The 13,846-nt window shown below is 68.6% G+C and carries 12 protein-coding genes; 4 read left to right on the plus strand and 8 right to left on the minus strand.

Annotated elements, in window-relative coordinates:
• Positions 1-26: 26 nt before the first annotated feature.
• Positions 27-812: a 16S rRNA (guanine(527)-N(7))-methyltransferase RsmG gene (gene rsmG, locus WNB94_RS08845; RefSeq protein ID WP_341389781.1), complete on the minus strand. Its 786-nt coding sequence runs from the start codon at positions 810-812 to the stop codon at positions 27-29.
• Positions 809-2,932: a tRNA uridine-5-carboxymethylaminomethyl modification enzyme MnmG/GidA gene (locus tag WNB94_RS08850; RefSeq protein ID WP_341389783.1), complete on the minus strand. Its 2,124-nt coding sequence runs from the start codon at positions 2,930-2,932 to the stop codon at positions 809-811. The genes rsmG and WNB94_RS08850 overlap by 4 nt, the downstream gene beginning before the upstream one ends.
• A gap of 194 nt (positions 2,933-3,126) precedes the next feature.
• Between WNB94_RS08850 and WNB94_RS08855 the strand changes: the two genes are divergently transcribed.
• Entirely contained in the window at positions 3,127-3,783 is a 657-nt protein-coding gene (locus tag WNB94_RS08855; RefSeq protein ID WP_341389785.1) for a PEP-CTERM sorting domain-containing protein, read from the plus strand.
• 95 nt (positions 3,784-3,878) lie between these two features.
• Entirely contained in the window at positions 3,879-4,157 is a 279-nt protein-coding gene (locus WNB94_RS08860; protein WP_341389786.1) for a YkgJ family cysteine cluster protein, read from the plus strand.
• On the opposite strand, the gene WNB94_RS08865 is transcribed toward WNB94_RS08860, so the two are convergent.
• Both WNB94_RS08865 and WNB94_RS08870 read right to left on the minus strand, forming a co-directional pair.
• Complete coding sequence (locus WNB94_RS08865) at positions 4,130-4,546, minus strand: YchJ family protein (protein WP_341389787.1); 417 nt, start codon at positions 4,544-4,546, stop codon at positions 4,130-4,132. The two genes, WNB94_RS08860 and WNB94_RS08865, sit on opposite strands and share 28 nt — an antisense overlap.
• Positions 4,543-5,496, minus strand: a complete 954-nt coding sequence (locus tag WNB94_RS08870) for a hypothetical protein (RefSeq protein ID WP_341389789.1) — start codon at positions 5,494-5,496, stop codon at positions 4,543-4,545. The genes WNB94_RS08865 and WNB94_RS08870 overlap by 4 nt, the downstream gene beginning before the upstream one ends.
• Positions 5,497-5,765: 269 nt before the next feature.
• Here WNB94_RS08870 and rbp point away from each other — a divergent pair, with 269 nt between their 5' ends.
• Positions 5,766-6,203: an RNA-binding regulator gene (gene rbp / locus WNB94_RS08875; RefSeq protein WP_341389791.1), complete on the plus strand. Its 438-nt coding sequence runs from the start codon at positions 5,766-5,768 to the stop codon at positions 6,201-6,203.
• Positions 6,204-6,275: 72 nt separating this feature from the next.
• On the opposite strand, the gene lptC is transcribed toward rbp, so the two are convergent.
• From lptC to WNB94_RS08890, 3 genes are read right to left on the minus strand one after another with little or no spacing between them, the layout of a single operon-like run.
• Entirely contained in the window at positions 6,276-6,896 is a 621-nt protein-coding gene (gene lptC / locus WNB94_RS08880) for an LPS export ABC transporter periplasmic protein LptC (protein ID WP_341389792.1), read from the minus strand.
• Complete coding sequence (locus tag WNB94_RS08885) at positions 6,893-7,474, minus strand: KdsC family phosphatase (protein WP_341389794.1); 582 nt, start codon at positions 7,472-7,474, stop codon at positions 6,893-6,895. Before WNB94_RS08885 ends, lptC begins: the two co-directional genes overlap by 4 nt.
• Positions 7,475-7,487: 13 nt before the next feature.
• Complete coding sequence (locus WNB94_RS08890; protein ID WP_445819033.1) at positions 7,488-8,504, minus strand: KpsF/GutQ family sugar-phosphate isomerase; 1,017 nt, start codon at positions 8,502-8,504, stop codon at positions 7,488-7,490.
• A 168-nt stretch (positions 8,505-8,672) separates the two neighbouring features.
• Between WNB94_RS08890 and WNB94_RS08895 the strand changes: the two genes are divergently transcribed.
• Positions 8,673-12,770, plus strand: a complete 4,098-nt coding sequence (locus WNB94_RS08895; RefSeq protein ID WP_341389796.1) for a PAS domain-containing hybrid sensor histidine kinase/response regulator family protein — start codon at positions 8,673-8,675, stop codon at positions 12,768-12,770.
• Here the strand turns inward: WNB94_RS08895 and WNB94_RS08900 are convergent, their stop codons facing one another.
• The gene (locus WNB94_RS08900; protein ID WP_341389797.1) at positions 12,771-13,838 is read right to left on the minus strand and encodes an HD-GYP domain-containing protein; all 1,068 of its coding nucleotides are present in this window, start codon (positions 13,836-13,838) and stop codon (positions 12,771-12,773) included.
• Between the last annotated feature and the right edge of the window lie 8 nt (positions 13,839-13,846).

Genomic DNA, 13,846 nt, shown 5'->3' on the forward strand with positions numbered 1-13,846 from the left:
CGGCCGTATCGGCAGTGTCAGCGGCTTCAGCCGACCTGGGCAGGCACGGGGCGCATCCACACCAGACAACGCTCGGCCTCCAGGCCGGGCACGGTCAATGGTTCCACGTGGAACACCTCGACGTCGGCAGGCAGTTGAGACAACTCGTCCTCGGGTGCCCTGCCCTTCATCGCCATCCACACGCCGCCAGGGGCCAGGCGCTCTCGCGTCAAGGCGACGAAATCGGCCAGCGACGCAAAGGCCCGTGACGTGACCAACTCGTGCTGACTGCGCAGGTCTTCCACCCGCGCGTGTTCGGCCCGCAGATTGGGCAGGCGCAATTCGGCCGCCACCTGCCGGATGAAGGCCGCCTTCTTGCCCACGGTGTCCACGCAGGTCACCTGCACATCCGGACGGGCAATCGCCAACAGCACCCCCGGCAGGCCACCGCCGCTCCCCACGTCCAGCAGGCGCACGGGCGCATCACCGCCACGCTCCGCCAGATGGCCGTTCAGGCGAGGCAACACTGCCAGGCAGTCGCTGAGGTGGTGCGTGAACATCTCCGGCGCGTCGCGCAAGGCGGTCAGGTTGTAGGTGGCGTTCCAGTGCGCCAGCATGCCCATGTAGGCAGCGCAACGCTGACGCTGCGCCTCGTCCAGCGCCACACCCAGCGCCTCCAGCACCGGCCCCAGGGCACTCAGCCACTGGTCCTCGGACCAGCTCACGGGCGGGCGAACCGCCGGCTTCGGCGCGAGTCGCGGTTGGGGGCGCTGGCCACCGGTCTTGCCGGCGCCTGGCGAGCTCAGGCCGAGAGGCCGCCTGTAGCCTTTCATGCCACCTCTCCCCGGGTCTGGGCCTGATCGGGTGCGGGCACCGCCGAACCACCGAAGCCCTTGAAGCGCCCCTTCTTCAGGTGGATCAGCAAGAGCGAAATCGCCGCCGGGGTGATGCCCGACAAGCGGGAAGCCTGCCCCAGGGTCTCGGGCCGGTGCTTGTTCAATTTCTGACGGGCCTCGTGGCTGAGGGCACTGACGGTCATGTAGTCCAGCTCATCGGGCAGGCGCAGGTTCTCGTAGTACGCGGCACGCTCCACCTCTTCATTCTGCTTGTCGATGTAGCCGGCGTACTTGATGCTGATCTCCACCTGCTCGATCACGGCCTCGGCCAGCTTGGCACCCAGCCCTTCGCTCAAGGCTGCACGGCCGGTGGTTTCACGTGAAACACCGCCCTCGCCGCTCACCGACCCATCCGGCTTGCCCGCCTCTGCCCGCAGCCGCAACTGGTTGGCCGCAGCGACCACCGCCACCTCGGCCACCTGGTCGTAGCCCACGCCCGGTCGGCGCAACAGGTCGGCCAGGCTGTACTCGCGCTCCAAGGCCTTGCCCACCAGGCGCTCGGCGTCGGCCGACGGCAGTGTGGCCGGGCGCACCCAGGTGTTGCGCAGCCGTTCTGTTTCACGTGAAACAGCATCGCGCTTGCGGTTGAAGGCATCCCAGCGCACATCGTCCACCAGGCCGATCTGGCGGCCAAGCTCGGTCAGGCGCATGTCGGCGTTGTCTTCCCGCAGTTGCAGGCGGAACTCGGCCCGGCTGGTGAACATGCGGTACGGCTCGGTCACACCCTTGGTGATGAGGTCGTCCACCAGCACGCCCAGGTAGGCCTGGTCGCGGCGCAAGGTGAAGGGCCCCTCCCCCTTGGCCTGCAGCGCAGCGTTGACGCCGGCGAACAAGCCCTGGGCTGCCGCCTCTTCGTAGCCGGTGGTGCCATTGATCTGGCCCGCGAAGTACAGGCCGCCAATGGCCTTGGTCTCGAAGGTGGATTTCAACTCGCGCGGGTCGAAGTAGTCGTACTCGATCGCGTAGCCCGGCCGCAGGATGTAGGCGTTCTCCAAGCCGGGCATGGAGCGCAACGCCGCCAGCTGGATGTCGAAGGGCAGCGAGGTGCTGATGCCGTTGGGGTAGAACTCGTTCGTGGTCAGCCCTTCAGGCTCCAGGAAGATCTGGTGCGAGTCCTTGTCCGCAAAGCGGTTGATCTTGTCCTCGATCGACGGGCAGTAGCGCGGCCCCACCCCTTCGATCACGCCGGTGAACATCGGGCTGCGGTCGAAGCCCGAGCGGATGATGTCGTGCGTGCGCTGGTTGGTGTGCGTGATCCAGCAAGGCAGCTGGCGGGGGTGCATCTCGGGCGTGCCCAGGAAGCTGAACACGGGCACGTTGGGGCCGGTCGGGGCCGACAGCGGCTCGCCAGGCACGCCCCAGCCCCCCACGGCCCCCACCCCGTCGCCGGGCTGTTCGCTCAGTTTGCTGAAGTCGATGCTGCGCCCGTCGATGCGCGGCGGCGTGCCGGTCTTCAAACGCCCTTGCGGCAGCTTGAGTTCTTTCAGGCGTGCCGACAGCGAGATCGCGGGCGGGTCACCGGCGCGGCCGGCGCTGTGGTTCTGCAGCCCGACGTGAATCTTGCCGTCCAGAAAGGTGCCGGCGGTCAGCACCACCGTGCGCGCGCGAAAACGGATGCCCACCTGCGTGACGGCGCCCACCACGCGGGCCCCGTCGCCATCGCCCTCGACCATCAGGTCGTCCACCGCCTGCTGGAAGATCCAGAGGTTACGCTGGTTCTCCAGGCGCTTGCGGATGGCGGCCTTGTACAGGATGCGGTCGGCCTGGGCGCGGGTGGCGCGCACGGCCGGGCCCTTGCTGGAGTTGAGGATGCGGAACTGGATGCCACCCTCGTCGGTGGCCAGGCCCATGGCCCCGCCCAGGGCATCGACCTCTTTGACCAGGTGGCCCTTGCCGATGCCGCCGATCGACGGGTTGCAGCTCATCTGCCCCAACGTCTCGATGTTGTGGCTCAGCAGCAGCGTGGCGCAGCCCATGCGGGCCGCGGCCAGGGCGGCCTCGGTGCCAGCGTGGCCGCCACCGACCACGATGACGTCAAATTCTTGGGGATACAGCATGGGCAACCTGCCTCATTTTTGAGCAACCTTCCATTGTACCGAGGGCGGCCGTTGTCGGCGAGAAACCCTGCCACGCTCGCCCCCTCAACAAGGGTGCTCCCGCAGTGGCGCCGCCGCGATCCTGCGGGCACAATCAAGCCACGAATTGATCGGACACCGTCGCGTGACCGACCCACCAAACCCAGGAGCACACCATGATCCCATCCAGGTCCACCATCTTGCGCCCCACCGCCGTGCGCCCTGTCCCCCGCGCCATCGCCCTGGGCGTGGCCACGCTGTCGGCGCTGATGGTACCAACGGCCCAGGCCGCCATCGACACCAACGCCTGGGACGTCTACAACGGGCCTGATGGCAACGTGCAGTTCTCCATCTACCACGCACCCAACCAGTCGGACGTCACCTATCTGTACGGGCAAGTGACTCAGCAAGTCGCGGGCGACGGCAGCCTCAGCCACACCCTGCAGGGCCTGAGCTTCAGCTTGGACGTGGCCGCCGCGCTCTACATCGTCAACGAGGGCGCCACCCTGAGCAACGCGCTGTTCGACAGCGGCGCCTACATCCCGCTGGTGGGCGCCACCAACCAAACCTGGACCAGCCTGACCGTGTACGGCACAGAGACTTTCTGGCTGGGCGCCCAAACCCGCGAAGGCAATGTCGGATCCCAGCCCTGGACAGGCCTGGGCTGGGCCCAGCTGCGCTTTGACGAACAAGGTCAGCTGGAACTGCTGAGCAGCGTGGTGGCCTACGACAGCACCAGCCTGGTGGTGGGCGCCGTGCCCGAGCCCGGCACCTGGGCCCTGATGGGCATCGGCCTGGTCGGGCTGGGCTGGGCGGCCCGACGCCGCGCCTGAGCACGCATGGGGGCTTGGCAAGCCCCCGGCAGGCTCGTATAGTGACTGTTCTCGCTGTCGTCACCGAGCATTCAAGCAGGGCCCTCTTTCCTCAGATGAACTGCCGTCCTGGCTGCGCGGCCTGTTGCATCGCGCCGTCCATCAGCTCGCCCATGCCGGGGCTGCCGCAGGGCAAACCGGCCGGCGTGCCCTGCCCCCACCTGGACCACGATCTGCGCTGTCGCTTGTTCGGCCAGCCGCAGCGCCCGGCCGTCTGCAGTTCACTGCCACCCAGCGCCGACATGTGCGGCCCCGACCGGGTCCACGCCCTGCACTGGCTGGAGGTGCTGGAAGACCTCACCCAGCCTCAAGCGGCGTCCAGCGCCGCCACGTAAGTCCAGCGCCCCGCCTCACGCACGAAGCGGCTGGTTTCTTCCAGCCTGAAGGCCCGCCCCCCGAGCTTGTATCGGGCCACGAAACGCACCGTGCCTTCATCGCCACCATCCCAGCGCACCGCCTTGACCTCCAGGCCCAGCCAACGCAAGCCTGGCTCGGGCGCCTCGATCTCGGATGGGCGGGTCGAGGGGTGCCAGGTGGCCAGCAGATAAGCCCGCTCGTCGCGCACGAAGGCGCTGTAACGCGAGCGCATCAATGACTCGGGGTCGGGCGCGGCCACCATGGGGTCGGCATGGAACAGGCCGCAGCACGCGGTGTAGGCCCTGGCGCGACCGCAATCACAAGGCGGCGGGTCGGTCGGGCGACGGGGCAAGGCCGGTGACGTCATGGGGCCTCGGACGACGCATCAGAGGCTGCGAGGGCCAGGTGGATTTCGCACACGCCCCGCAGGTAGACCAGGGTGGGCAACACCAGGGCGATGGCAAAGACGACGCCCCCGCCGATGGTGGCCGACGCGATGTACTGCAGCGACTCGGCAGGCACGGCCGACGGGTTGTTGACCCACACCCCACGGCCGACCAGACCGGCCATCAAGGCCTCGGGCGGCACGTCCACCCCCATGATCCACACCGAGGCCTCGGCCATCACACGCCCCCCGATCAGCACGATCAGGCTGGCGGCGGCGCCCACCAAGCCGGTGGCCACGCTGAGGGCGGCATTGAGCACCACCGCCTGCAACAGGCGGGTGCGCATCAAGCGCCACACCCGCCGCAGGGCCTGCCATGAGCCTGCACCGGCCCACACCGTGGGCGCCGTCAGGGGCGCCAGCACCGCCGCACCGGCCAGCAAGGCCCAACCGATGAGCACCACCGTCACGGGCGCCACGAGGGCAAACAACCAGGGCCCCACCTGCCTGGGCCCACTGAGCCAGTACATGCCGCCCAGCACCGCGGCCAGACAGGCGCCGGCCAGCAGCATCACCGACAGCACCAGCAGCACACGGTGGGCCATGCCCAAGGCGTCGAGCACGGCATCGACCACCTCGCGGGGCGGCCGCCCCTGTGCACGGTCCATCATGATGAGACCGGCCGCGTTCACGCCGTAAAACGCCACGAACAAGGCCAACGCCCCCTGGCCAATGGCCCATGGCAGCTCATCGCGCCCCACCGAGGCCTGGGCACTGGCCGCCGCCAGGCCGGCGCAACAGAAGGTGGCCAGCAGGGTGTAGAGCGCGCGGCCCTCACGCAAGGCCTCCACGCTGGACAGCACCCTCACCAGGGCCTGCCACCAGTCAAACCGGCCCCCTGCCGGGCCGTGCGCATGGGATGGAACAGACATACACCTCTTTCTGTGGCGTCACGCCGGCCTGCCGGGCGGGCGTCGAACGCGTCCCGATCATAGGGGCAAGCCCGGGGGGGACCCTGAGGGGGCCACACAACACGGAATCGGCTGGCTTGACATGGCAGCAAAATTTCTGCTTGACAGACTGGCACAACGCATTGTGCTCCACCATAATGGCCGGGTCTGTGTCTGGAAGCGGCACCGTCTGATGGAATGGGTCCTGATGGGTTGAAGCTCCGCATGGTTCACTGGAAAGGAGCTCTCTCATGGGCAACAAGCTGTACGTGGGCAATCTGGCCTACAGCGTGCGCGATCAGGATCTGAACGACGCTTTCTCTCAATATGGCTCGGTCAACTCGGCCAAGGTCATGATGGACCGCGAAACCGGCCGCTCCAAGGGCTTCGGTTTCGTCGAAATGGGCTCTGACGAAGAAGCCCAGGCCGCCATCAACGGCCTGAACGGTCAGCCCGTGGCGGGTCGCGCCGTGGTCGTGAACGTGGCCCGTCCCCGTGAAGAGCGTCCTGCCGGCTTCCGCAGCCCCTACGGTGGTGGCAACGGCGGCGGCGGCGGTGGCCGTCGTGAAGGCGGCGGTGGTGGCTTTGGCGGCGGTCGCCGCGAAGGCGGCTACGGCGGCGGCCGTGGTGACGGCGGCGGTTACGGCGGTGGCCGTGGCGGCAACGGTGGTGGCTACGGCGGCTACTGAGCCCGTCTGGTCACACTGACCCCCCCAAAAACGACACCTCCGGGTGTCGTTTTTTTTTGGGCGCGCTGCAGCTCAGGGTGCTGACTCGTAGCGGCCGGTCACCCGCCCGCCCAGTTCGCTGACCCCGGTGCGTGCATCGTGGCGCAGACTCTGGCCCCGCACCACGCTGCCGGATTGCAGCATCACCACCGGTGTGGACGAGCTGAGCACCTCGCGGCGCAGGTCGGCGCTCAGGCCCTCACCCAGCAACATCGACGTCCCCGAGGCACCGGGCCCGCGCATCCAGGCCTGCACGTCACCGCGCATGGTCACGACCTCGCGGCGCTGATCGGCCTCGCCCAACAAGGCCTCGGCCCGCAGGGTGCGCCCGGTGTCGTCCAGTGCATGCAGGCGAATGCGGTCCACGGTCAGGCGCTCGCTGAGGGGCAGGTGCCGAATGCGGTCGCCCTGCAGCACCCACGCCAGACGGCCATCCGGCCCGGCGCGCAACAGTTCGGCGTGCTGCAGCTCGACATCGGCGGTGTCGTCCTTCAGTGCAGTGGCCACGCTCGGCTCAGGCACCATGGACGAGCGCACCAGCCACCAGCTGAAGCCGGCCACCCCCGCCAGCGCCACCAGCGGCAAGGCAGCCTGCGCCCGCTCCAGCCAGGCCCACACCCACGCGCGCCGGACCCGGCTTGGCCGGGGGCTCATGTGCGGGGCCCTTCGGCCGTGGTGTCCAGCGTTTGCGCGTGGCCGCTCAGCAGGCGCTGGTAGTGGCCCGTGGCCAGCAGCAGCAGGTCGCAGCACTCACGCGCAGCCCCTTGACCGCCTCGCGCACGGCACACGTGGTGGGCCACGGCCTGCGCCTCGGTGTGGGCATTGGGCGGGGCCACCGCCAGGCCGGCCCTCAGCAACAACGGCAGGTCGGGCCAGTCGTCGCCCATCACCGCCACCTGCGACCACGACAGCCCCAGGCGGGCCAGCACGGGCTCGGCCACGGCCAGCTTGTCGTGGGCGCCAAACACCGCCTCGGTGATGCCCAGGTCTTTCAGGCGGCGACGCACCGCCGGCGAATCCCGGCCGGTGATGACGATGGGCGTGAGGCCCGCCATCGCCAGCAGCTTGAGGCCATGGCCGTCCAGGGCGTGAAAGGCCTTGAGCGTCTCGCCCGCCTCGCTGATGTACAGCGTGCCGTCGGTCAGCACGCCGTCCACATCGAAAATCGCCGCGCGCACGCCCGCAGCCTGGGCCAGCAAGGCGGCATCAAAAAACAGGTTTGCAGCAGACACGTTCACCACCTTGTCAGATCACCTTGGCGCGCATCAGGTCGTTGGTGCTGACCGCACCCACCAGCCGTTGCTGCGCATCGACCACCAGCAAGGTATTGATGCGGTGTTGTTCCATCAGGGCCACGGCTTCGGCGGCCAGCACCTCATCGCGCACGGTGCGCGGCGCAGGGGTCATCAGGGCCTGCGCGTCCAGGGCGCGCAGATCCACCCCGGCTTCGATGCGGCGGCGCAGGTCGCCATCGGTGAACACGCCCAGCACCCGGTCATCGGCGTCGACCACGGCAGCGGCGCCCAGGCCCTTGGCGCTCATCTCGCGCATCAGATCCCCAAAGCTGGCCTGGGGCCCCACGCGCGGAATGGCCTCGCCCGTGCGCATGACATCACGCAGGTGGGTGAGCAGGCGCCGGCCCAGCGAGCCGCCCGGATGCGAGCGGGCAAAGTCTTCGGCCTTGAAGCCCCGCGCATCCAGCAGGGCCACGGCCAGCGCGTCCCCCAGGGCCATCTGGGCCGTGGTGCTGGCGGTGGGCGCCAGGTTGAGGGGGCAGGCCTCCAGGGCCACGGCGCTGTCCAGCACCACATCGGCGTGCCGTGCCAGGGCCGATCCCGGTTTGCCGGTCATCGCCAGCAGGGCAATGCCCTGGCGCTTGATGACGGGCAGCAAGGCCGTCAGCTCTTCGCTTTCGCCCGAGTTGGAGATGGCCAGCACCACATCCCCCGGGCGCACCATGCCCAGGTCCCCGTGGTGGGCCTCGGCCGGGTGCACGAACATGGCCGGCGTGCCGGTGGAGGCCAGCGTGGCGGCGATCTTGCGCCCCACGTGACCGCTCTTGCCCATGCCCATGACCACCAGGCGACCACGGCAGGCCAGCACCGTGCGCACCGCCTGCACGAAGGCCTGGCCCGCCGGGCCTTGCACATCCTGCAATCGATCGCGCATCTCGCTGAGGGCCTGCGCCTCGATGGCCAGGGCCCGGGTGGCCTGGTTCAGCACCGCCTGCTCGGGCGGCATGGATGGATTGACATCGCTCATGCGGTCGATTCTAGGTTGTGTGCAGTCTGTTGTTGTTCAATGCCCAAAAGCGGGGCATGCCCTCTAGGCCTGTGGCCCTCAAAGATGCACACTCGGGGCCATGCGCACCGCGGCCCGGCGTCCCAGCCGTCCAGGCCCAGCAGGGGCGCCATTCACCCTGGAGGCTCCATGTCCATGGCCAGCACCCCACCGGATGCGATGTCCTTGCCCACCGACCGCCCCTGGCGCGTGCTCTCGCGCCGCGTGACCATCGCGGCCGTCTTATGGAGCGTGTTGGCCCTGTCGCTTGGGGGCTGGGGCCTGTGGCAGGCCCTGCAGTTCTTGCGCCACGAAGCCCTGCAAGCCACCCAGCACCGACTGGACAGCGCCCAGCGCGGCCTGCAAGACAGCTTTCAGCAGCTCACGGTGTTGCCCCGCGCCCTGGCCCGCCAGGAGGGCATCCGCCGCTACCTGAACGACCACGTGCTGGCCAACAGCGACCGCCTGAGCGAGACCCAGCGCACACAGGTGCGCAACCTGGCCGAGGTGCAGCGCAGCGTGCAGGCCCAAAGCGAGCAGCTCACCGCCACGGCGCAGGATTTTGGGCTGGGCGCCCTGTTCGTCACCGACTCGTACGGCACCACCCTGGCCGACAGCAACGCCCACCAGACGGACAACGCCATCGGGCGCAGCTTCCGCGGCCGCCGCTATTACGTCGATGCCCTGGACAACCCCAGTGGCCTGGGCTACCAGTTCGCGGTCTCGCAGGTGGCCGTCGGGCCGGCGTTCTTCTTTTCATCGCGGGTCGGACCCATCGACGCGCCCATGGGCGTCGTGGTGGTGATGCAGTACGCGCGCGCGTTCTCCAAAATGCTGCAAGACCCGGGGCGGCGGCTGTTCGTCACCGACGAGCAAGGCGTCATCGTGATGGCCAGCGAACTGGCCCTGCCCCTGCAGCGCACACCGCTGATGGGGCGTGGGGCCCTCAATGAGGAAGCGTCTGCGCGCCTGTACAAAACCCGCCCCGTGCCCGTGGACTGGCAACTTGAACGTTTGCGGGTGCGTGATGAGCAGGTGCTGGTGGTGCGCGAAGGCGAGCAACGCTTCATGGCGCTGTCGCGGCCCCTGGACGGGCGCGACCTGACCTTGTGGGCGCTGGTGCCGATGCAAGGCGAAGCCGCCCTGATCGCGGCCGGCGCCACCGTGACCACGCTGGCCTGGCTGGGGGGCCTGGGGGGCCTGGCCCTGATGGGGCAGCGCATCCGTCGCCAGGCCGCACTCAGCCGCGCCCAGCGCGAGCTGGAACGCATGGCCCACGCCCTGCCGCTGAGCGTGTTTTGCTGGCGCCAGCCACCCGACGCCCCGGGCGAATTCAGCTTCGTGGCCCAAAGCGCCCAGAGCCTGCTGGCGCTGGGCCACGACGACTTCCGCACGCAACCACAGAAAGTCTGGTCGCTCATGGGGCCGGACATGGTGGGCCCACCGCTGCACCCCACCGACTTCCAGATCCGCACACCCGAAGGCAACCGGTGGCTGCGTTGCGAAAGCCGGTGCGTGCACCACAGCGACGGCAGCCAGGTCTTCAACGGCTACTGGGCCGACATCACCGAGCGCAAGCAGGTGGAGGCCCGCACCCAGGCCGTGTTCCTCAACTCGCCGGTGGCTTTCCTGTTCTTTGACACCGAACACGGCATCACGCGCTGCAACCCCAGCGCCCTGCAGCTGTTTGGTGCCGAAACCGACCAGGCCCTGCTGGGACTGGACCCGACGCGCCCGCCCTTGTCGCCGATGGCCGCCTTGAACCCCGATGCCCAGGCCATCCTGTCGCAGGCCGCCCACACCCAACAGGCCGTCACCTTCGAATGGCGACACACCCGCCTGGACGGGGAGCCGTTCGACACCGAGATCGTGCTCGTGCCCTTCGAGTTCGAGCAGCGCCTGCAGTACTGTGCCGTCATCCAGGACATCAGTGCCCGCAAACGGGCCGAGCTGGCCCAACAGGCCGCTCAACGCGCCGCCGAAGCGGCCACCCAGGCCAAGAGCAACTTCCTGGCCAACATGTCGCACGAAATCCGCACCCCCATGAACGCCATCATGGGCATGACCCATCTGGCCCTGATGGACGAGCTGCCCGCCAAGGCCCGCAGCTATGTGGACAAGGCGCACCGCGGGGCCACCACCTTGCTGCAGATCCTCAACGACGTGCTGGACGTCTCCAAGATCGAATCCGGCAAGCTCGAGCTCGAGTCCGTGCCCTTCCAGCTGGAAAACGTCGTGCGCCACATGGCCGAAGTGCTGGGCGTGCGCGCCGAAGAAAAGGGGCTGGAGCTGCTGTTCACCGCCCCGCCCGAGATCCCCACGGCCCTGATCGGCGACCCCATCCGCCTGGGCCAGGTGCTGATCAACCTGGGCACCAACGCCATCAAGTTCACCGACAGCGGCGACATCCTCATCGGCTGCGAGGTGCAGCGCCAGGGCCCGCACGACGTGCTCTTGCACTTCTGGGTGCGCGACAGCGGCATCGGCATGGACCAGGCCCAGATCGAGCACCTGTTCGAGCCCTTCACCCAGGCCGACAGCTCCACCACGCGCCAGTACGGCGGCACCGGCCTGGGCCTGACCATCTCGCGACAACTGGTCGAGCTCATGAACGGCCGCATCTGGGCCAACAGCCAGCCCGGCCGAGGATCGACCTTCCACTTCACGGCGCGCTTTGGCGTGCAGTCGCAACAGACGCGCCGCGCCCTGCTGGCCAGCGAGCTGCAGGGCCGCCGCGTGATGCTGGTGGACGACAACGCCACCGCCCGCGAGGTGCTGGGCGACATGGTGCGTCGCCTGGGTCTGCACGTCGACACCGCCGACAGCGGCGACGCCGCCTTGCTGCGCATGCAACAGGCCGTGCAGGCCGGCCAGCCCCACGACATCTTGCTGACAGACTGGCGCATGCCGGACATGGACGGCATCACCTTTGCCCGCGAAGCGCTGGACATGCCGCCGGAACACCGCCCCTGCGTGTTGCTGGTCACCGCCTTCGGGCGTGAAGAAGCGACCGCCGCCGCGCAGGACGCCGGCGTCGACCTGGCCGGCGTGCTCAACAAGCCGGTGACGCCCTCCACCCTGTTCGACACGCTCAGCCGCGTGCTCGGCCAGGACAACACCCCACCCAGCGCCCTGCCAGAGAGCACCCGGATCCTGACCCAGGCCCGTGAGCGTCTGGCGGGCGCCCGCGTGCTGCTGGTCGAAGACCAGCCCATGAACCAGGAACTGGCCCGTGACCTGCTGGAGCGCGCCGGCATGGAGGTGATCACGGCCAACAACGGGCAGGAGGCCTTGAACCGGCTGCAGGACGACGGGCCCTTTGACGGCGTGCTGATGGACTGCCAGATGCCCGTGCTGGACGGCTACTCCGCCACCGAGCGCATCCGCGAGCAAGCCCAGTGGCAAAGCCTGCCCGTGATCGCCATGACCGCCTCGGCCATGGCCACCGACCGCGAGCGCGTCTTGCGCAGCGGCATGAACGACCACATCACCAAGCCGCTGGACCTGGCCCGCATGTTCGACATCATGGCGCGCTGGATCACGCCCTCAGGACGGGCAGACACCGCGCACCTGCTCCAGGGCGTGGACGGCCAGACACCACACAGCGGCTCGCTGCAGCACCTGGACACCACCGACGGACTGGCGCGCTGCATGGGCAACCTGGACCTGTACAGCCGGCTACTCAAGGGCTTTGCGCGCACCCAGCGCGACTTCGGCACCTTCTACGATCACGCCAGCAGCCGCGAGCAGGCCCAACTGCTCACGCACACCCTCAAGGGCCTGGCCGGCAACATCGGCGCGCGGGCGCTGGCCGAGGCGTGCGAACACCTGGAGCAGGCGCTGTCGGGTGGCCAGCAGGCCGCCGAAGAACCGGCCCTGTGGCGCACCCGTTGTCGCGAACTGCAGCAGCTGGCCGTGAGCGCGCTCGACCAGGTCATCGGCGAGATCGACGCCATGCAACAAACCGGCGCCGATCGCCAGGACGCGGCGCGCCAGGCCCTGCAGGCCATGACCCAACAAACCGACGGCCAAGACTGGGACACCCTGGCCCGCCTGATCAGCGAGCACGACGCGCAGGCCCGCGACCACCTGCACGAACTGCTGGAGACCTGGCCGGCCCTGCTGGACGAGCCGCTGATCACGCCACTGCGTCGGGCGCTGGAACAGTACGATTTCAGCGCCGCCCAGCAAGCGCTGACGGCCCTGGTGAACGGTCTGGCCCTCCACGGCCAGCACACGCCGGCGTGATCAGATCACCGAATCGGCGAAGCCTGCGCCGCGCTCGTCGGCGTACAGCTCCATGATCCGCAAGATCTCGTACTGCTGCTGCATGAACGCATCGACCAGCACCGGGTCAAACGCCCGGCCGCGCTCTTCGGCGATGATGGCCAGTGCCTGCGGGCCCGTCATGGCGGGGCGGTAAGGCCGGTCGTTCATGAGCGCATCGAACACATCGGCCATGGCCACGATGCGCCCGAACAAGGGAATCTGCTCGCCCTGCAAGCCCTGGGGATAGCCGGTGCCGTCCCAGCGCTCATGGTGGGTCAGCGCAATGGTGCGGGCCGTGGCCAGCAACTCGTGCTCGTGGCGGCCGATGATGTCGGCCCCGATCTGGGGATGCTGGCGCACCAGCACGCGCTCGTCATCGGTCAGAGGGCCCGGTTTGCTCAACACATGGTCGGGGATGCCGATCTTGCCCACGTCGTGCAAGGCCGAGGTCTGAAACAGCAGTTGCAGGGCTTCAGGGCCCAGGCCGATCTGCTGCCCCAGCAAGCGGGCGATGTGGCTGATGCGCACCACGTGGTTGCCACCCTGGTGGTCCTTGAACCCGGCGGCCCGTCCCAGGCGACGGATGATCTGCTGGCGCGTGGCCACCAGCTCGCTGGTGCGCTGCGCCACCATGCGCTCCAGCTCGCGCGACTGGTCGTACAGCGCCAGGTGCGTGCGCACACGGGCCTGCACCAGCGGCGGGCTGATGGGTTTGGTGATGTAGTCGACCGCGCCCAGGCTCAGGCCCATGGCCTCGTCTTCGATCGTGCTCATGGCCGTCACGAAGATGATGGGAATGCGGCGGCGATCGGGGTTGGCCTTGATGCGCCGACACACCTCGTGCCCACTGAGGTCGGGCATCATGATGTCCAGCAAGATCAGGTCAGGTGGCTCGTCGGAGTACGCCAGCTGCAGGGCCTTTTCGCCGGAGGTGGCCACCTTGATGCGGTGGTCCGACCCCAGCACCCGGGTCAACAACTCGATGTTCTGCGGAGAATCGTCGGCCACCAGGATGGTGGGCCGGCGCACGCCTGTCGTCACGGACATCCCTGCTG

Source organism: Aquabacterium sp. A3, assembly GCF_038069945.1.
In the GTDB taxonomy this organism is placed as follows: Bacteria; Pseudomonadota; Gammaproteobacteria; order Burkholderiales; family Burkholderiaceae_C; genus Aquabacterium.

Bases quoted from the DNA above. Each gene is read 5' to 3' on its own strand.
- rsmG (WP_341389781.1), bottom strand. From the start codon at position 812: ATGAAAGGCTACAGGCGGCCTCTCGGCCTGAGCTCGCCAGGCGCCGGC.
- WNB94_RS08850 (WP_341389783.1), bottom strand. From the start codon at position 2,932: ATGCTGTATCCCCAAGAATTTGACGTCATCGTGGTCGGTGGCGGCCAC.
- WNB94_RS08855 (WP_341389785.1), top strand. From the start codon at position 3,127: ATGATCCCATCCAGGTCCACCATCTTGCGCCCCACCGCCGTGCGCCCT.
- WNB94_RS08860 (WP_341389786.1), top strand. From the start codon at position 3,879: ATGAACTGCCGTCCTGGCTGCGCGGCCTGTTGCATCGCGCCGTCCATC.
- WNB94_RS08865 (WP_341389787.1), bottom strand. From the start codon at position 4,546: ATGACGTCACCGGCCTTGCCCCGTCGCCCGACCGACCCGCCGCCTTGT.
- WNB94_RS08870 (WP_341389789.1), bottom strand. From the start codon at position 5,496: ATGTCTGTTCCATCCCATGCGCACGGCCCGGCAGGGGGCCGGTTTGAC.
- rbp (WP_341389791.1), top strand. From the start codon at position 5,766: ATGGGCAACAAGCTGTACGTGGGCAATCTGGCCTACAGCGTGCGCGAT.
- lptC (WP_341389792.1), bottom strand. From the start codon at position 6,896: ATGAGCCCCCGGCCAAGCCGGGTCCGGCGCGCGTGGGTGTGGGCCTGG.
- WNB94_RS08890 (WP_445819033.1), bottom strand. From the start codon at position 8,504: ATGAGCGATGTCAATCCATCCATGCCGCCCGAGCAGGCGGTGCTGAAC.
- WNB94_RS08895 (WP_341389796.1), top strand. From the start codon at position 8,673: ATGTCCATGGCCAGCACCCCACCGGATGCGATGTCCTTGCCCACCGAC.
- WNB94_RS08900 (WP_341389797.1), bottom strand. From the start codon at position 13,838: ATGTCCGTGACGACAGGCGTGCGCCGGCCCACCATCCTGGTGGCCGAC.